The sequence below is a fragment of the Bradyrhizobium sp. USDA 4538 genome (genome assembly GCF_024171045.1).
Taxonomy (GTDB): Bacteria; Pseudomonadota; Alphaproteobacteria; order Rhizobiales; family Xanthobacteraceae; genus Bradyrhizobium; species Bradyrhizobium australafricanum.
Genome location: NZ_JALJZE010000001.1, coordinates 2762097 through 2779163, shown reverse-complemented (window position 1 = coordinate 2779163; position 17067 = coordinate 2762097). Strand labels below are relative to the sequence as shown.

At 65.0% G+C, this 17067-nt stretch carries 17 protein-coding genes; 9 read left to right on the top strand and 8 right to left on the bottom strand.

The features are described 5' to 3' along the window. Window positions 1-25 precede the first annotated feature (25 nt). Window positions 26-2191 (top strand): catalase/peroxidase HPI, encoded by a 2166-nt coding sequence (katG, locus tag J2R78_RS12335; RefSeq protein ID WP_253604641.1) that lies wholly within the window; start codon window positions 26-28, stop codon window positions 2189-2191. 100 nt (window positions 2192-2291) lie between these two features. Here katG and J2R78_RS12330 read toward each other — a convergent pair whose 3' ends face one another. The 3 genes from J2R78_RS12330 to J2R78_RS12320 form a co-directional block, all read right to left on the bottom strand. Continuing rightward, the gene (locus tag J2R78_RS12330; protein ID WP_057016417.1) at window positions 2292-2492 is read right to left on the bottom strand and encodes a hypothetical protein; all 201 of its coding nucleotides are present in this window, start codon (window positions 2490-2492) and stop codon (window positions 2292-2294) included. A 257-nt stretch (window positions 2493-2749) separates the two neighbouring features. Further along, a complete protein-coding gene (locus J2R78_RS12325) occupies window positions 2750-3769 on the bottom strand; it encodes an aldo/keto reductase (protein WP_076825265.1) in 1020 nt (339 codons plus the stop codon). Between the two features lie 106 nt (window positions 3770-3875). Further along, window positions 3876-4301: a PaaI family thioesterase gene (locus J2R78_RS12320; protein ID WP_253604640.1), complete on the bottom strand. Its 426-nt coding sequence runs from the start codon at window positions 4299-4301 to the stop codon at window positions 3876-3878. Window positions 4302-4393: 92 nt separating this feature from the next. Between J2R78_RS12320 and J2R78_RS12315 the strand changes: the two genes are divergently transcribed. Next, window positions 4394-5023: a CoA pyrophosphatase gene (locus J2R78_RS12315; RefSeq protein WP_253604639.1), complete on the top strand. Its 630-nt coding sequence runs from the start codon at window positions 4394-4396 to the stop codon at window positions 5021-5023. A gap of 15 nt (window positions 5024-5038) precedes the next feature. Here the strand turns inward: J2R78_RS12315 and J2R78_RS12310 are convergent, their stop codons facing one another. Continuing rightward, a complete protein-coding gene (locus tag J2R78_RS12310; protein WP_253604638.1) occupies window positions 5039-5362 on the bottom strand; it encodes a hypothetical protein in 324 nt (107 codons plus the stop codon). Window positions 5363-5403: 41 nt separating this feature from the next. Here J2R78_RS12310 and J2R78_RS12305 point away from each other — a divergent pair, with 41 nt between their 5' ends. Continuing rightward, complete coding sequence (locus tag J2R78_RS12305) at window positions 5404-6600, top strand: hypothetical protein (RefSeq protein WP_253604637.1); 1197 nt, start codon at window positions 5404-5406, stop codon at window positions 6598-6600. A 117-nt stretch (window positions 6601-6717) separates the two neighbouring features. Here J2R78_RS12305 and J2R78_RS12300 read toward each other — a convergent pair whose 3' ends face one another. Then, on the bottom strand, window positions 6718-7017 hold the full coding sequence (locus J2R78_RS12300; RefSeq protein WP_253604636.1) for a hypothetical protein: 300 nt from the start codon (window positions 7015-7017) through the stop codon (window positions 6718-6720). Window positions 7018-7220: 203 nt separating this feature from the next. Here J2R78_RS12300 and J2R78_RS12295 point away from each other — a divergent pair, with 203 nt between their 5' ends. Both J2R78_RS12295 and J2R78_RS12290 read left to right on the top strand, forming a co-directional pair. Continuing rightward, entirely contained in the window at window positions 7221-7700 is a 480-nt protein-coding gene (locus tag J2R78_RS12295; RefSeq protein WP_028334752.1) for a hypothetical protein, read from the top strand. Window positions 7701-7719: 19 nt separating this feature from the next. Then, complete coding sequence (locus J2R78_RS12290; protein ID WP_253604635.1) at window positions 7720-8622, top strand: CoA ester lyase; 903 nt, start codon at window positions 7720-7722, stop codon at window positions 8620-8622. 12 nt (window positions 8623-8634) lie between these two features. Here the strand turns inward: J2R78_RS12290 and J2R78_RS12285 are convergent, their stop codons facing one another. After that, window positions 8635-9849 carry an EAL domain-containing protein gene (locus tag J2R78_RS12285; protein ID WP_253604633.1) on the bottom strand — a complete coding sequence of 405 codons (1215 nt, stop codon included), beginning with the start codon at window positions 9847-9849 and terminating at the stop codon, window positions 8635-8637. A 534-nt stretch (window positions 9850-10383) separates the two neighbouring features. Further along, window positions 10384-10701, bottom strand: coding sequence for a hypothetical protein (locus J2R78_RS45340; protein WP_375167016.1), 318 nt, complete (start codon window positions 10699-10701; stop codon window positions 10384-10386). Here J2R78_RS45340 and J2R78_RS12275 point away from each other — a divergent pair. From J2R78_RS12275 to J2R78_RS12260, 4 genes are all read left to right on the top strand, one after another. Beyond that, entirely contained in the window at window positions 10700-11647 is a 948-nt protein-coding gene (locus J2R78_RS12275) for a TAXI family TRAP transporter solute-binding subunit (protein ID WP_018269641.1), read from the top strand. The two genes, J2R78_RS45340 and J2R78_RS12275, sit on opposite strands and share 2 nt — an antisense overlap. 172 nt (window positions 11648-11819) lie before the next feature. Next, a complete protein-coding gene (locus J2R78_RS12270) occupies window positions 11820-13928 on the top strand; it encodes a TRAP transporter permease (RefSeq protein WP_253604631.1) in 2109 nt (702 codons plus the stop codon). Next, on the top strand, window positions 13889-14302 hold the full coding sequence (locus J2R78_RS12265) for a DUF1850 domain-containing protein (RefSeq protein ID WP_253604630.1): 414 nt from the start codon (window positions 13889-13891) through the stop codon (window positions 14300-14302). The genes J2R78_RS12270 and J2R78_RS12265 overlap by 40 nt, the downstream gene beginning before the upstream one ends. Before the next feature lie 98 nt (window positions 14303-14400). Further along, window positions 14401-15207 carry an SDR family NAD(P)-dependent oxidoreductase gene (locus J2R78_RS12260; RefSeq protein WP_253604628.1) on the top strand — a complete coding sequence of 269 codons (807 nt, stop codon included), beginning with the start codon at window positions 14401-14403 and terminating at the stop codon, window positions 15205-15207. A 221-nt stretch (window positions 15208-15428) separates the two neighbouring features. Here the strand turns inward: J2R78_RS12260 and J2R78_RS12255 are convergent, their stop codons facing one another. After that, window positions 15429-16973, bottom strand: a complete 1545-nt coding sequence (locus J2R78_RS12255) for a sodium:proton antiporter (RefSeq protein WP_253604626.1) — start codon at window positions 16971-16973, stop codon at window positions 15429-15431. Window positions 16974-17067 lie beyond the last annotated feature (94 nt).

Genomic DNA, 17067 nt, shown 5'->3' with positions numbered 1-17067 from the left:
GAATCCATCACCTCGGAGAAGAAACATGGACGCAAAAACCGACGAAGGCGCGGGCAAATGCCCATTCACAGGCGGGCCTCGCGGGCACTCGAATCGTGACTGGTGGCCGGAGACGCTCGACGTTCAGGTGCTGCATCGCAACTCCAGCCTGTCCGATCCGATGGGCAAGGGTTTTGACTACGCCAAGGAATTCAAGAGCCTCGATCTCAACGCCGTGATCAAGGACCTCACGGCCCTGATGACGACGTCGCAAGAATGGTGGCCGGCCGACTTCGGCCATTACGGCGGCCTGATGATCCGCATGGCCTGGCACTCGGCGGGCACCTATCGCATCACCGACGGCCGCGGCGGCGCCGGCGCCGGTCAGCAGCGTTTCGCCCCGCTGAACAGCTGGCCCGACAACGCCAACCTCGACAAGGCGCGCCGGCTGCTGTGGCCGATCAAGCAGAAATACGGCCGCAAGATCTCGTGGGCCGATCTCATGGTCCTCGCCGGCAACGTCGCGCTGGAATCGATGGGTTTCAAGACGTTCGGTTTTGCGGGTGGCCGCGCCGACGTGTGGGAGCCGGAAGAGCTGTACTGGGGTCCGGAAGGCACCTGGCTTGGTGACGAGCGCTACAGCGGCGAGCGCCAGCTCTCCGAGCCGCTCGGCGCGGTGCAGATGGGCCTGATCTACGTCAACCCGGAAGGCCCGAATGGCAATCCGGATCCGGTCGCCGCCGCGAAGGACATCCGCGAGACGTTCTTCCGCATGGCGATGAACGACGAGGAGACCGTCGCGCTGATCGCCGGTGGCCACACCTTCGGCAAGACCCACGGTGCGGGCGATCCGTCGTTGATCGGTCCGGAGCCGGAAGGTGGCGCGATCGAGGAACAGGGTCTCGGCTGGAAGAGCAAGTTCGGCACCGGCGTCGGCGCTGACGCGATCACCGGCGGTCCCGAGGTCACCTGGACCCAGACCCCGACCAAGTGGAGCAACCACTTCTTCGAGAACCTGTTCAAGTACGAATGGGAGCTGACGAAGAGCCCGGCGGGTGCGAAGCAGTGGAAGGCAAAGGGCGCGGACGCCGTCATTCCGGACGCGTTCGATCCGTCGAAGAAGCATGTCCCGACCATGCTGACCACCGACCTGTCGCTCCGCTTCGATCCGGCCTATGAGAAGATCTCGCGCCGGTTCTATGAGCATCCGGATCAGTTCGCGGACGCCTTCGCCCGCGCCTGGTTCAAGCTCACGCACCGCGACATGGGTCCGATCCAGCGCTACCTCGGCCCGCTGGTGCCGAAGGAGACGCTGATCTGGCAGGACCCGGTGCCGGCGCTCGATCACGCCGTGATCGACGACAAGGATATCGAGGCGCTCAAGGCGAAGATCCTCGCCTCGGGTCTGTCGGTGTCCGAACTGGTGTCGACCGCCTGGGCTTCGGCTTCGACGTTCCGCGGCTCCGACAAGCGCGGCGGTGCCAACGGCGCGCGCATCCGTCTCGCGCCGCAGAAGGACTGGGACGTCAACGAGCCCGCGCAGCTCAAGGGCGTGCTGGGCAAGCTCGAAGCCATCCAGAAGGAGTTCGGCAAGAAGGTTTCGCTGGCCGATCTGATCGTGCTCGGCGGCGCGGCTGCGATCGAGAAGGCGGCGAAGGACGGCGGCACCAATGTGAAGGTCCCCTTCACGCCGGGCCGCACCGATGCGACGCAGGACCAGACCGACGTCGAGTCGTTCGCTCCGCTCGAGCCGCGGGCTGACGGCTTCCGCAACTATATCGGCGGCAAGCATCAGTTCCTGCAGCCGGAAGAGGCCTTGGTCGACCGTGCACAGCTCCTGCGGCTGACCGGACCGGAACTGACGGTCCTCGTCGGCGGCCTGCGCGTGCTCGGCGCCAATGCCAAGAAGTCGAAGCACGGCGTCTTCACCGGCAAGCCGGGGACGCTCACCAACGACTTCTTCCTCAACCTGCTCGACATGGGCACGGTGTGGAGCGATGCCGGCGAGGGCGTCTATGAGGGCCGCGACCGCAAGACCAAGGCGGTGAAGTGGACCGGCACCCGCGTCGACCTGATCTTCGGCTCGCACTCGCAGCTGCGGGCGTTCGCCGAGGTCTACGGCCAGTCCGACTCCAAGGAGCAGTTCGTGAAGGACTTCGTCGCGGCCTGGGCCAAGGTGATGAACGCCGACCGCTTCGACCTCGCGAAGTAAGCGGCGAGCAAACGGCAATCAGGGCAGGGCGGCGCTTCGGCGCCGCCCTGTTTCATTTGGGAGATGATGCGGAAGGATTTTCGCGGTTTGCCGATCCCGTTCAATCATGCAGCTTCATGTCGCGGATCATCTCCTCGAACTCCGCCTGCGTCGGGGTCGCCAGTGAGGCCTGCGGCGCGCTGCTCGTCGCGGTGGATACGTCGCACTGCGAGGCACCGCGCGAAGGTTCAAAGATTGCGGTCAGGCTCGCCCAGCAGACGAGGAGGGCCACGATCCAGTCCAGTACATTGGATGCCGTCATTGCAGCACCAGCATCAGCATTTCCATGCCCTGATGCTGCAGCCGACTCGGGCTTCGCGCAATTCGGAAGCTACGAAACGTAACTTCGGCGTTGCCGAGCGGGTTATCCGTACCGAGCGAGTGCAACACACCGTCATTGCGAGGAGCGTCAGCGACGACGCAATCCATTTCTCCGCTTGCGGCACGATGGATTGCTTCGCTCCGCTCGCAATGACGGCGGGCGGAAGTGAGCGCAAAACTAAAACTGTGACGCTGCCACTACAGCGACGATCCGCTCCGCGCGCGGCGCCCCTCGATCGGATAGGCGGGGTCGTTGAAGCCCGGCGTCGAGGGATGGCCGGTGACGACGAGGCGGTCGATCAGGGCTTCGTCCTCGGCGGTGAAGCGATAGTCGAGCGCGCGGATGTAGTCGTCCCATTGCGCTTCGGTGCGCGGCCCCGCGATCACGGCGCTGACGAACGACGAGTTCAGTACCCAGGACACCGCGAACTGCCCGGCGGTGATGCCTTTGCTCTCGGCGTGGCGCTTGATCTCCTGCGCGAGCTCGAGCGATTCCGGCCGCCACTCGGTCTGCATCATGCGCTTGTCGTTGCGCCCCGCACGCGTGTCCGCGGGTGGCGCCGCGTCGGGCGCGTATTTGCCGGTAAGCACGCCGCGCGCCAGCGGGCTATAGGGCACGATGCCGAGCCCGTAATAGGCGCAGGCCGGGAAATGCTCGACCTCCGGCATCCGGTTCATCGCATTGTAATAGGGCTGGCTCGCGACCGGACGGTCGATGCCGAGCCGGTCGCAGATGTTGCAGATCTCGGCGACGCGCCAGGCGCGGTAGTTGGAGACGCCGAAATAGCGCACCTTACCGGCGCGGATCAGGTCGCCCATCGCGCGCACCGTCTCGTCGAGCGGCGTCGCGTGGTCTTCCTTGTGCAGATAGTAGACGTCGATGTAGTCGGTGCCGAGCCGCTTCAGGCTCTCGTCGGCGGCCTGGAACACCCAGCGACGCGACAGCCCGCCGTGGTTAGGATCGTCGCCGATTGGATTGGCGAGTTTTGTCGCGAGCACCCAGTTCGACCGGCTGTTCGAGATCGCGCGTCCGACGACCTCCTCGGACTTGCCGCCATTATAGGCGTCGGCGCTGTCGATGAAGTTGATGCCGGCCTCGCGCGCCTTCGCCACGATCCGCGCCGAGGTCGCCTCGTCGGTCGGTCCGCCGAACATCATGGTGCCGAGGCAAATCGGCGAGACCTTCAGGCCGCTGCGGCCGAGCTGGCGATATTGCATCGGACTTTCCTTTCCTGCGGTCATTCCGGGGCGATGCGCAAGCATCGAGCCCGGAATCTCGAGATTCCGGGTCTGGTCCTTCGGACCATCCCGGAATGACAAAGGATCAACTCTCGTTCTTCAAAATCTTGAACACGCCGTTGGCCATCGCGATACAGCGCTTGTCGACGGTTACCTCGGCCGTGATGAAGATCAGGCTGCGGGTCGAGCGTACCACGCGCGGCCGCGTCGTCAGGATCTCGCCGATCTTGCCGGCCTCGACGAAATGGGTGTCGAGCTGCACGGTTGCAAGCGTCGGCTTGCCCGAGACGTAGCGTGCGGCCATGCCGCAGGCGCGGTCGGCGAAGGTCATGATCACGCCGCCCTGCACGAGGCCGCGGCGATTGTGGTGCTCGTCTTCGGTGATCAGCGCGAGTTCAAGCGCGCCGTCCTTCAACCGTTCCCACAACGGGCCGATCAGGGTCAGGAATCCCGTGGTTTCGGCGATCTTCCAGCCGTCGGATTTGAGTTTGTCCGCGGCCTTGGCCGTCATGAGGTGGGGTCCGTTGCTTGCTGATGATTGATCGCAGGAGGCATGTGGTAGCAGTCATTTCATCAAACGCTGTTGTGTTGTAGTCAAGGTCAATGGCCCGCACATTTGACGATGCCACCCGGCGGAATATCGCAGAGCTCTGTGCCGCATTCGCACGCCTGGCGCCGGCGGACGCCGCGCCGACGTTGAAGCGCGCGGCGGTCGCGATCGCGCTGACCGAAGGCGACGACGGCAGCGGTACGGCGTTCCTGTTGACCCGCCGCAGCGCGCGCCTGCGCGCCCACAGCGCGCAATGGGCGCTGCCGGGCGGGCGCTGCGATGCCGGCGAGACGCAGGCCGAGGCCGCGCTGCGCGAATTGCATGAGGAGCTCGGGCTCGCGCTTGGCCCGAGCGACGTGCTCGGCATGCTCGACGATTATCCGACGCGATCCGGCTATCTGATCACGCCGGTCGTGGTCTGGGCCGGTGCGCATGCGGCGATCACGCCGAACCCGGACGAGGTCGCCTCCGTCCATCGCATCGGCCTCGATGCGATCGAGCTGGATGGCGCGTTCAGCTTCGTCACGATCCCGGAAAGCTCGCGCCGCGTGATCCGCTTCCGCCTCGGTGGCCAGCAGATCCATGCGCCGACCGCCGCGCTGATCTATCAATTTCGCGAGGTGCTGGCCGGCCGCAGCACCCGCGTCGCCGAACTGGAGCAGCCGGTATTCGCATGGAAGTAGGCCGCAACGATGCCGCTATTTGTGATGCCGCTTGCGGGCGTTCATCTTTATTGATTTCCCCGGCGCACCAGGCGAATGCGCCGCGGCCTCGGGTTCCTGAGGCGCCCGCGACACATTCTCGTAACAGGTGAAGCGTGAACGCGTATCCGGAAACGTTCCGCAGTCCGGACGCTCGGCGCGCGCCGATGCGGCGAGCGTCAACGCGCAGGCGGCGACGAGCCAGAGTGCCATTCTCATCGCAATCTCCAGGGCTTTCTCCAAGGCTTTCGTTCGGAGAATACCGCATTGTGGCGAATATTCTGCATTGATCGCGGCATCCGGCCGCTGCGATCCGGACAATTCCGGGCTGACTTCGCGGCCGTGCTTGCTACAACGAGGCCATGCGCCCGCAATTGATTCGCCTGTGCCCTGGATTTTTCGCGCTCGCGCTCGTCGCCGGCGCGCCGTTCGTATTTGCCGGCGAGGCCGGCGCGCTGCCGCCTTCCGTCGCCAATGCGATGGCGCAGGCATCGCCGCAGGCGATCATGGAATATCGCCGCAAGCTGCAGGAATATCAGGAGGCGCGCGCCGCCTTCGAGCAGGACGCGAGCGCCTATTGGAACGCGATCGCCGAGAAGAGGCGCGGCCGCAATGCCAAGCGGCGCGACCGCGTTCAGATCTCGCTGGACGATTACGTCCTGCAGCAGCCGCCGGTCTATGAGGGTCCGAAGCGGCCGGTCAATCCGGCTCCGGAAGAGGAGGAAGGCAAGCCGCCGCGTCCGCCCAAGACGCTTCCGGTGGCCTCCGATCTGGTCAGGGCGGCGGCCGAGCAATTCCAGTTCACGCCGCAGCGGCCGGCCAGCGAGGTCGAGTTCAAGCGCGCCTATGCGCGCTACGCGCGCGCCGCGGGGCTGACGCCGGAACAGGCGGTGCGGGTCTATTCGTTCGAGACCGGCGGCACCGGCACTTACGACGTACAGGCGGGCATCGAGCACGGCGGCAAGCGCGCCATCTCCACCGCGATGGGCTACAACCAGCTGCTCACCACCAACACCGTCGAGCTATTGGCCGAGCAGGGCCATGAATTCGTGCGGGATCTGACCGAGCGGGTTGCGAGGACGCAGGGGCCCGCGCGCAAGGCGATGGAGCACAAGCTCGCGGTGCTGAAGAAGATGGTCGCGTTCACCCGCACCGTGCCCGACGACTGGTCGGCGCATGCGCGCCTCGCCGATACGCCGCAGGGCTGGGCGTGCCATGCCATGGTGCTCGACATCGATGTCGGCCCGATGCTGCAGACCCACAAGCTGCTGACCTCGGTGATCTTCGCCCGCAACAAGGGCTACAGCCGGCCGCTGACGGCGGCCGAGCTCGAGATGATGAACCTGACCGGCGACGGCACCGGGCTCGACATGGTGACCATGCCGCAGGCGATGCGCGAGCAGGTGCCGACCGCGAATTTCTTCCAGCGCTCCGGCTACGAGCGCAACCCGGTCGCCATCCGCCACAACACGGTGGCCAGGCTGCTTGCCGTCACCAATGAGCGGATGGATTTCAACAGCAACAAGCCGGGCGCGAAGGAATTGGCCGCGACGTTCTGACGCCTGCCGAAAACCGCTAGGGCATTTTCGGTTCTGATTGAATCAGAACCGAAGCCCTAGACTCTTCTTGACGCGTTTTCTTTACGCGAACCGGCGTCCACTTCGCTCGAAAACGCTCTAATTCGAGCCGAACTTGAACTTGCCGTCGCCCTCGAGATAGGGCCCGGGGCGCATGTAGAGCTGGCCGTTCTGGCCGATGAAGAACAGCGTCCCCTTCGGCACCTTCTTGGCGCCCTTCAGCAGCGTGCCGGCGTTGTTGGTGCCCATCTTGTAGGACCAGGTCTTGCCGTCCTTGTCATAGGCGTAGCCCATATCGGGCTTCAGCTCCCAGGGCGCAGCCCCCTGCGCGAACGCGCAGGTCGTCAGCGCGGCAAACGCCGCAGTCGCAATAAAAGTCTTGGTCAAAAAATGCGTCATGATCCACCTCCGGCCGAGAAAACGGCGTCGTCCCCACGTTTTTGAACAAATCACGAACGATGTTCGCGCGTCAATACGACAATCGGCGCGACCGCTCGCGGATCGCCGACTTTGTGATTTCCCGCATCAAGCTTGGCGACTATTTTCGCGTTACCGTTTACAAACGCTTTGATTGCCGGAAACACTACCTTGGGATGATCAGGATGAACCACGTCATGAAGATCGGAATCGGTGTCGCTCTGTCGTTCATGACGCTGGCGTCAGTCGCGCAGGCGGACGAGTTCAGGCTCTCCAACAATCAGCGGATCTCCTGCAGCCGCGGCCTGTCCGCCGGCAAGCTCAACACCGCGACCTGCAAGTCCTACGCCTACCTGTTCAACGCCAAGACCTCGGAATACTTCCGCTGCCAGGTCTCGCTGGCGCTGACGCGGGACAACAAGGAGGTCATCAACGTGCAGGCCGACGGCGGCTGCACCAAGAAGCCGCGCATCTTCGAGACCGACGGCAATTACACCTTCGACGCCACCGAGACCGAGCCGCCGAACACCAACTCGTTCTTCGGTCCCGGCGGCTATGCGATCTGGGCGAACGACGTCAACACCCAGAAGATCCGCGGCTGCATCACCATTTCGTCCGGCCTCGGCTCCGACATCTCGAAATGCCTCGACATGACGTTCCAGTGACGGCGGCGCGGGCCGCGTAATGCGCAAGCTGCGCCCGGCCCCGCTGTGCCGCTCCTGGCTGTTTCTCGAAGGCGCCAACGAGGACGTGCTGCAGCACGCGGCCGCCAGCGGCGCCGACGTGCTGATCCACGAGCTCGAGGATTTTACCCCGCCGCCGCTGCGCCCGAAGGCGCGGGCCCTGGCGGCCGAGCTCTACGCGGCCTGGCGCGACCAGGGCGTGATGGTCGCAGTCCGCGTCAATCCGCTGGACCAGGACGGCATGGACGATCTTGCCGCCGTGATGCGCGGACGTCCGGATATCGTTGCGCTGCCGAAGGTCGCCGAGCCGCACCATGTCGTCAGGCTTGACGAGGCGGTGACGCGGTTCGAGCGCGACTACGGTATCGCCGAGGGATCGACGTCGCTGCTGCCGAATATCGAGTTCGCGCGCGGTCTGGTGCAGACCGGTGCGATCGCCACGGCGAGCCGGCGCGTCATCGGTTGCCTGATGGCCTCGGAAGACCTCGCCGCCGATCTTGGTGCCGAGCGCGGCAGCGACGGCCTGGAGCTGGCTTACGCGCGGCAGCGCTTCATCGTCGAATGTCGTGCCGCTGATGTCGTCGCGGTCGATTGTCCCTACACCTGGAGCGACGCTGAAGGCGTCGAACGCGACACGATCTGGGCGCGGCGGCTGGGTTACGCCGCAAAGAGCCTGGTCGATCCCGCGCATGCCTCGATCGTCAACGGCGTCCTGACGCCGGGCGAGGAGGAGTTGCGCCAGGCGCGCAGGATCGTCGCGGCGTTCGAAGCGGCGCGGACAAAGGGCTTTGGGCGCGTCGAACTTGACGGCTCGCTGCTCGAGGTGCCGACCTATTCCAATGCAAAACGCCTGATCGCGCGCGGCGAAGCGCTGCGCGCAGTCGATCGTGACGTTCGAGCTTGACGACGCCGCGCCTCAGGAGGCCGGCTCTTTCTCCGAGAAGTGCATGCGTGAGCGGGCGAACTTCTTGACGCCCATCGGCTTGCCGAACAGGTAGCCCTGGACCTGATCGAAATCCATTTCGTGCGCGGCGAGAAAGTCCGCACGCGTCTCGACCCCCTGGGCCACGACCTGCGCGTCGTTTTCGTGGGCCAGCTCCACGACACGCCGGCACACCGTCTGCTTCAGGCGCTGATCCGCGCAGCCGGTGACGAATTGATGGTCGACCTTGAGCTGGACGAACGGAAAGTTCGGCAGTCCCAGCAAAGACGGCCAGTTCGCGCCGACATTGTCGATCGAGATGCCGATATTGTGCAGTCGAACGCGCCGGGCGACATCGATCGCCAGATCCAGATGATCGACCACGTCGGTGCTGTCGATCTCGATCAGCAGGCCCGCGAAGGCCGCATGATCCGGCATCCGGTAACAGAGCTCGCGCACGGCACGATCGTCGGCGAGGAATGAGATCGGCAGGTTGATCGAGAGATTGACCGGCCCGGTCTGCTCGAGGAGATAGCGCCAGTCCTCGATTGCGCGCTCGATCACGAACTCGGACAGCGCATGAAAATGCGGATCGCTTTCGTCCGGGATGAAGTAGGCCGGCGGCACGACGCCCCAAGCCGGATGGCGCATCCGGATCAGCGCCTCGGCGCCGCTCGGCACCAGCGTCCGGAGATGAATTTTCTGCTGGTACCACAGCTCGAGCCAGCCGGCCTTCAGAGCTTCGGGCACGTCCACCGCCGGGCTCGGCGCGGGTTCAAGCGGCATCAACGACGCAAGACTGTCGCGAAGGGTCCCGGCGCTGAACGGCGTCGACAGCGCCGGCAGCATGGCGATGCCGTACTCGTCGCCGATTTGCCGGACCGCCTTGACGATGATCGAGTCCGGCTGCCCGATGACGAGGACCTTGCCGCCATAGTCCTTTCTCACCAAAGTCTCGAGAATTTTACTGACTTCGATGCCGTCCACGGACACGCCGAGCACCAGGAGATCGGGCCGTTCCGCGTCCAGAACGGTGTCGAGTTCCAACGCCTGGCTGCATTCACTGGTGATGAAGCCGAGGTCTTCCAGCGCCTCGGCGAGGAAGGTCCGAAGGTGTTTTTTGCTGTCCGCAATGCATGCGCGTGGGGTCAGCTTGCGATGTCCGAACCAGCCGGCTCGCGTGCGTTCGATGTGACTGATGTGATTCATGCCCCGCCTTGTCCGTAGTTACCCCGGCTTGACTCGTACATCCTAGAGCGGCGGCAATCATGGAAATTTCTGGATCATACATTGATTGCCCCGCTAACCTTAAAGGATTCAATTCGATTCAAATGGCGCTGGAATCGCGGTGTCTCACCGCTGTTACACCTGCAACAAATGCGTCATCTGACATTCATGAGCGCGATCGCGTCCGACTTTGCACATCGGCAGAAACACTGTGCGCGTGTGTCATCGAGAGACGGCGTTAATGACTGTGTTGTCGCGTCGACGCCGACGCGGAACTGCGTCATTGTCGGACATCAGATCGCATCATGCAGAGTGCTGCGCGGAGCGCCGACGGCGAATCAGATCACCCGTTTTGTGATGCCAATGCAGATGTGCGTGACGTCGTCGCTGCTGTTCGCAACGTCTCCCGCATCAACGCGCAGTGGCCGATCAGCGCGGCACAAGCGATAGCTGCAAGGAACAGGAATGCAGCGCTGCAACCTGCATGGACGACAATGAATCCGGCGACAGCGGTGCTCAAGCCGACATCTGGGGCCGCAAGCCGATCTTCGCTGCTTCGTTGCGGCCGGTCCGCGCCGCGAACGCTTTGGGTCCGACAATGCCGAGTGTCACCGCGGCGATCGCCGGCGCGAATACCGAGCCGTTAGCGGCCGCCAGCGCCCGGGTCGCGGCAACCAGCTCGAAGCGGTCGCCCGGTCGCGCGGCGAGTTCCCGCGGCAGGTAAAGTGGTGTTGCTATCGGGGATTTCCGCCGCGCATGCGTCATTTGGATGGGTTGACCCGGCGGGGGTGTCCGGCCAATTTCCGGCCGGCTTAAGGGGAGAATAATACTCATGAATTCCAAGTTGATGGCTGCTGCGATCGTGGCAGCCAGCGTTTTGTCCGCGCCTGTCGCACAGGCCGAGCAGTTCATTAACGTGCTCACCGGCGGCACCTCCGGCGTCTACTATCCGCTCGGCGTCGCGATGGGGAAGATCTACGGCGACAAGATCCCCGGCGTGAAAACCCAGGTGCAGGCGACCAAGGCCTCGGTCGAGAACCTGGTGCTGCTGCAGCAGGGCCGCGGCGAGATCGCCTTCACGCTCGGCGATTCGCTCAAAGCCGCCTGGGAAGGCGACGCCGAAGCCGGCTTCAAGAACAAGCTCGACAAGCTGCGCACCATCGGCGCGATCTATCCGAACTACATCCAGATCGTCGCGACCGCCGAGAGCGGCATCAAGACACTCGCCGATCTCAAGGGCAAGAGCCTGTCGGTCGGTGCGCCGAAGTCCGGCACCGAGCTCAACTCGCGCGCGATCCTCGCGGCCGCCGGCATGAGCTACAAGGATCTCGGCAAGGTCGAGTACCTGCCGTTCGCCGAATCGGTGGATCTGATGAAGAACCGCCAGCTCAACGCCACGCTGCAGTCCGCCGGCCTCGGCGTCGCCTCGCTGAAGGACCTCTCGACCTCGAGCGAGATCACCGTGGTCGCCGTGCCGAAGGAGACCGTCGACAAGATCGGCCCGCCCTTCGTCTCCGTGATCATCCCGGCCAACACCTATACCGGCCAGGACAAGGACGTGCCGACCGCCGCGGTCGTGAACTACCTCGTGACCTCGAGCGCGGTGTCGGACGATCTCGCCTATCAGATGACCAAGCTGGTCTACGAATCGCTGCCGGAACTCGCCAACGCCCACGCCGCGGGCAAGGAGATCAAGCTCGAGGCCGCCGCGACCGGCAGCCCGGTGCCGCTGCATCCCGGCGCGATCCGCTATTACAAGGAGAAGGGCCTGATCAAGTAGGTCGCGGCTTCGATGACGGTGTCATGGCCGGGCTTGACCCGGCCATCCATCTTTCTAAAGAGCTCATTTTTCGATGGATGCGCGGGTCAAGCCCGCGCATGACGTGCGGGGACGCGGCCCAAGCGCCACGCAGGTACTATGGACGTCGCGGGCACGGCGGGGGACTGATCATATGCAGCAGCAGGTTGAGGGCGAGCAGCCCGTCAAGGTCGAATTCGACAATTTCGAGCACGGCTTTCCGGAAGGCTTCGGCCCAGGCGCCTGGGGGCACTTGGCCTATGCCATCGGTCTCGCCTTTGCGGTGTTCCAGCTCTATGTCGCGGCCTTCAACTACCTGCCGAGCCAGGTGGTGCGCGGCGTCCATGTCGGCTTCCTGATCCTCCTGACCTTCGGCCTGATCGGCAATTTCACCGCCAAGACCGATTTCGGCCGCGCGGTGAGCTGGATCGTCGGCGCCGCCGGGTTCCTCTGCGGGCTCTACCAGTGGATCTTCTATGCCGACCTGATCGCCCGCGATGGCGATCCGACCAACATGGACCTCGCGGTCGGCACGCTGCTCGCGGTCCTGATCTTCGAGGGCACGCGGCGGCTGATGGGGGCGGCGCTGCCGCTGATGTGCGGCGCCTGTCTGCTCTACTGGTTCTTCGGCCAATATCTGCCGTCGCCGTTCAATCACCGCGGCTATGACTTCGACCAGATCGTCACCCATCTCTCGTTCGGCACCGAAGGCTTCTACGGCGTGCCGATCTATGTCTCGGCGACCTACATCTTCCTGTTCATCCTGTTCGGCTCATTCCTGGAACGCGCCGGCATGATCCAGCTGTTCACCGACGTCTCGCTCGGCCTGTTCGGCCGCACCCGCGGCGGCCCCGCCAAGGTCGCGGTGTTCGCTTCGGGCATGATGGGCACGATCTCGGGTTCGGGCGTCGCCAACGTCGTCACCGTCGGCCAGTTCACGATCCCCCTGATGATCAAGTTCGGCTATCGCCGCGCCTTCGCCGCCGGCGTCGAGGCCACCGCTTCGATGGGCGGCCAGATCATGCCGCCCGTCATGGGCGCGGTCGCCTTCATCATGGCCGAGACGCTCGGCGTGCCCTATTCGGAGATTGTCAAGGCCGCGGTGATCCCGGCGGTCCTCTACTTCGCCTCGGCGTTTTGGATGGTGCATCTGGAAGCCGGCAAGCACGGCCTCGTCGGCATGAAGCGCTCGGAGATCCCGAGCGCCTGGAAAGCGCTGGTGGCGCGCTGGTACCTGGTGCTGCCGCTCGCGGCGCTGGTCTACATGCTGTTCGAGGGCTTCACGCCGCTCTATGCCGGCAGCATGGGACTTGCGCTCACGGTCGCGTTGATCCTCGGCGCCAGCATCACGCTCGGCTTCTCCAACACCATCGTGCGCTACATCTTCTGGATCGGCCTCGCGCTGGTGGTCGCCGCGGTGTCGCGCCACGGCATCGAGATCGTTCCGGTCGCGAGCGTCGTCGCCGGTTTGATCGTGATCGCGGCGATCACCCGCGGCGGCCGCGCCACCCTGAAAGCCTGTCGCGACTCGCTCGCCGACAGCGCCAAGTCGGCGCTGACGGTCGGCATGGCCTGCGCCATCGTCGGCACCATCATCGGCATGATGACGCAGACCGGCGTCGGCACCATCTTCGGCAGCTGGATCATCGGGCTCGGCGCCAAGAGCCTGTTCCTGGCGCTGATCATGACCATGCTGCTGTCGATCCTGCTCGGCACCGGCATCCCGACGATCCCGACCTACATCATCACCGCGGCGCTGGCCGCGCCTGCGCTCGCCAAGCTCGGCGTGCCGCTGATCGCAAGCCACATGTTTGCGTTCTACTACGGCATCATGGCCGACCTCTCGCCGCCAGTCGCGCTCGCGGCCCTGGCTGCGGCGCCGATCGCGAAGGAGAACCCGGACAAGATCGGCTGGGAGGCGATGCGGATCGCGCTTGCCGGCTACGTCATTCCGTTCATCTTCGTCTATTCGCCGGCGCTGATGCTGCAGACCGGGGATCCGATGCAGGCGCAACTCGGCTTCTACGGCGCGGTGGCGCTGGCGACCTTCAAGGCGCTGGTGGCGATCGGATTGTTCGGCATCGTCGCGATCGGCTTCCTGTTCACGCGGCTGACTTTCATCGAGATCCTGGTCGCGTTCGGCGCCGCGCTCTGCCTGCTCGGCGATTTCCCGTTCTCGGATACAGCGGGCTTCACGCTCGCTGCTGCTGTCGTGCTATGGCAATGGCGGCAGCGTCCGCGCAATGCGGTGGCGGCGGCTTGAGCCTCTGCCTCGCTTCCGCGGGAGTCGTGAAGGCGCTGTCGATTGCGGCGTTCACGCTCGCCTGGACGCATTCGATCGAGAAGAGCGCGTGGCAGGAGGACTGGCTGGTCACGCCGGCCGGGCTGACGCTGCAACAGGCGCGCGTCAAGGGCACCGGCGCCGGCATGGAGCCGCCGCCGGAGGCGCGCCTTGTCGATGGCTGGTTTCAATGGTCGCCCCCGCCGATGCCAAGGGCGGAGGTCGTGCTCGGCAATTCCGGCGCCGCGGGTGAATGGCACCTGTGCCAGGAGGGACGCTGCCAGACCTTATCGGAGATTATCGGGCATCCGATCGGTGCTAATGTCACGACGATGAGGGTGTGCAAGAATCCGTAGCCCGCATGAGCGCAGCGATATGCGGGGATAGCGCCCCCGGATATCGCTTCGCTCATGCGGGCTACGGTCACGACAAGAACAACAAGGGAGAACAGGCGATGGATCGGCTCAAGGGCAAGGTTGCGATGGTGGTCGGCGCGGGTTCGATCGGGCCCGGCTGGGGCAATGGCAAGGCGACCGCCGTCACCTTTGCGCGCGAGGGCGCCAGCGTCTTCTGCGTCGATCGCAACGGCGCCGCGGCGGAGGAGACCGTCGGCATCATCACCGGCGAGGGCGGCAAGGCTGCCGCATTCACCGCCGATGTCTCGCGCGCCGGCGAGGTCGAGGCGATGGTCGCGGCCTGCCTGAAGGCCTACGGCCGCATCGACGTGCTCGACAACAATGTCGGCATCGCCGAGGTCGGCAGCGTGGTGGAAGTTGCGGAAGCCGAGTGGGACCGCGTCTTCGCGGTCAACCTCAAGAGCGCCTATCTGTCGATGAAGCACGTCATTCCCGTCATGATCAAGCAGGGCGGCGGCTCGATCATCAACATCTCCTCGATCGCCTCGATCCGCCATGTCGGCATTTCCTATGTCAGCTACAACGCGAGCAAGGCCGCGATGAACCAGATGACGCGCTCGACCGCGGTCGAGTTCGCCTCGAAGCATGTGCGCGTCAACGCGATCCTGCCCGGACTGATGAAGACACCGATGGTCGCGCATTCGGCCGGGCTGGCGCAGAGCTACGCCAAGGGCGATGTCGAGGCGATGTGGCGCGCCCGCGACGCGCAGGTGCCGATGGGGCATATGGGCGACGCCTGGGACGTCGCCAATGCCGCGCTGTTCCTGGCGTCGGACGAATCGAAGTATGTTACCGGCATCGAGCTCGTGGTCGACGGCGGCATCACCTCCAAGTCGGGGGCGTGAAGTCGGGCGCCTGAGCAGCGAACTTCGCTTTACCTCGCCCCGCGTGCGGGGAGAGGTCGGAATGCATCGCTAGATGCATTCCGGGTGAGGGGATTCTCCGCAAATGCAGCTATCGCCGGTTACGCGGAGACAGCCCCTCACCCCAACCCTCTCCCCGTAAAGAACGGGGAGAGGGAGCGCAGTGCTGTCGCGGCGGCTATTCATCCTAACCTCATGGCGCTTTAGGCCTCCACGCTGAGCTCGGCGCGGTCGAGCTCTTCCTCGACCAGATGGAATGCGTCGTCGCCGATCGCCTCGATGCGGCGCAGATTGAGCAATGCCTGACGCGCCGCGGCGATGGCGCGGCGGCGCAGCGGATCCGACGGCAGCTCGCGCGAGGTCAGGCCGCCGTCGGGATCATTCTCGGCGCGCAGCAGCACGGCGCGATATTCGAGCCGCAGGATCTCGGCCTCCTCCGACGGGTCGGCGTCGATTTCGTCGAGCGCGGCGCGAAACACCACGCCGCGGGCATGGGCCGCCTCGCGTCCGACCGGATCGTCGTCAGCGAAATTCAACGCCAGGATCAATGGCCGCAGCGTCAACCCCTGGATCACGAGCGAACCGAGCACCACGGCAAACGCCGTCAGCAGGATCAGATCGCGATACGGAAACCATTCAGGCAGCGCAAACGCCGCCGCCAGCGTGACGATGCCGCGCATGCCGCACCAGGACACGATGAAGCCGCGCTTCAAGGTCGGCACGGCGTCCACCACGTGGGCTGGCAGCAGGTTGCGCGTCTTCAGTGTGCGCAGCAGCGCGCCGTAGGGCATTACCCAGAGGATGCGGGCGAGGATCACGACGGCGAGGATCGCGGCGGCAAAGCTGCAATACTTCCACCGCACCTCGTCGTCGAGCCCGGACCAGATCGGGCGCAACTGCAGGCCGATCAGCATGAAGGCGAGCACGTTGAGCACGAACACGACGGTTTCCCACACCGCGTAGGACGACACGCGCAGCCGCGCCGATGTGCGGGCCGGCGCGGTGCGCGAGATGGTGATCGCATAGGCGATGATGGTGAGGATGCCGGACAGCCCGAGATGCTCGGCAATGATCCACACCATGAAAGTGCCGCCGAACTGCGTGATGATCGCGCTCGGTGCCTCGGTGATGCGACGCGTGATCATCATCCAGACTTGCGCGAACGTGAAGCCGGCGGCGAGGCTGCCGACCAGCGCAATCGTGATGGACGGCACGAACTCGCGGATCTTCATGTGCTCGGCGGCGACGAGGCCGACCGCGACGCGATAGATGAGCAGCGCGCTGGCATCGTTGAGCAGGCTTTCTCCTTCGAGGATCTTCTGGATCCGGTAGGGCAGGTTGACCTGGCGCAGGATCGCGGTGGCTGCGGCCGCGTCCGGCGGTGCCACGATGGCGCCGAGTGCGATCGCAACCGCCCATGGCATGTCCGGGCGCAGCCAATGCGCGACCACCGCGACCGCCGCTGTGGTGACGCCGACCGCGACCACCACCAGCGTCGAGACCGGCAGCCAGTTGTTGCGGAGATCGCGCAGCGAAGTGTCGAACGCGGCGTCGAGCAGCACCGGCGCGACGAACAGCGCCAGCGCCAGTTTCGGTTCCAGCGCCCAGGTCGGGGCCCACGGCAGCAGCGTCAGCAGCACGCCGCCGAGCGCCAGGAAGGTCGGGTAGGGCACCTTGATCCGCCGCGCCAGCGCCGATAGCGCCACCGCCGCGAGCAACAGCCCGATGATCCATTCGAATGTGAGCAAGCCGAACCCCCGATGCAGCCGATCGTCGCAATTGACGTATAATCCAGCGTGTGGTTTTGCGGCAAATGGCGCGCCGCCGGGCATCGGAGGCCGG

Excerpts from the sequence above, each read along its gene's own strand:
- katG (WP_253604641.1), top strand. The coding sequence starts at position 26 with ATGGACGCAAAAACCGACGAAGGCGCGGGCAAATGCCCATTCACAGGC.
- J2R78_RS12295 (WP_028334752.1), top strand. The coding sequence starts at position 7,221 with ATGAACCACGTCATGAAGATCGGAATCGGTGTCGCTCTGTCGTTCATG.
- J2R78_RS12305 (WP_253604637.1), top strand. The coding sequence starts at position 5,404 with ATGCGCCCGCAATTGATTCGCCTGTGCCCTGGATTTTTCGCGCTCGCG.
- J2R78_RS12285 (WP_253604633.1), bottom strand. The coding sequence starts at position 9,849 with ATGAATCACATCAGTCACATCGAACGCACGCGAGCCGGCTGGTTCGGA.
- J2R78_RS12315 (WP_253604639.1), top strand. The coding sequence starts at position 4,394 with ATGGCCCGCACATTTGACGATGCCACCCGGCGGAATATCGCAGAGCTC.
- J2R78_RS45340 (WP_375167016.1), bottom strand. The coding sequence starts at position 10,701 with ATGAGTATTATTCTCCCCTTAAGCCGGCCGGAAATTGGCCGGACACCC.
- J2R78_RS12320 (WP_253604640.1), bottom strand. The coding sequence starts at position 4,301 with ATGACGGCCAAGGCCGCGGACAAACTCAAATCCGACGGCTGGAAGATC.
- J2R78_RS12265 (WP_253604630.1), top strand. The coding sequence starts at position 13,889 with ATGGCGGCAGCGTCCGCGCAATGCGGTGGCGGCGGCTTGAGCCTCTGC.
- J2R78_RS12275 (WP_018269641.1), top strand. The coding sequence starts at position 10,700 with ATGAATTCCAAGTTGATGGCTGCTGCGATCGTGGCAGCCAGCGTTTTG.
- J2R78_RS12300 (WP_253604636.1), bottom strand. The coding sequence starts at position 7,017 with ATGACGCATTTTTTGACCAAGACTTTTATTGCGACTGCGGCGTTTGCC.
- J2R78_RS12330 (WP_057016417.1), bottom strand. The coding sequence starts at position 2,492 with ATGACGGCATCCAATGTACTGGACTGGATCGTGGCCCTCCTCGTCTGC.
- J2R78_RS12260 (WP_253604628.1), top strand. The coding sequence starts at position 14,401 with ATGGATCGGCTCAAGGGCAAGGTTGCGATGGTGGTCGGCGCGGGTTCG.
- J2R78_RS12290 (WP_253604635.1), top strand. The coding sequence starts at position 7,720 with ATGCGCAAGCTGCGCCCGGCCCCGCTGTGCCGCTCCTGGCTGTTTCTC.
- J2R78_RS12270 (WP_253604631.1), top strand. The coding sequence starts at position 11,820 with ATGCAGCAGCAGGTTGAGGGCGAGCAGCCCGTCAAGGTCGAATTCGAC.
- J2R78_RS12325 (WP_076825265.1), bottom strand. The coding sequence starts at position 3,769 with ATGCAATATCGCCAGCTCGGCCGCAGCGGCCTGAAGGTCTCGCCGATT.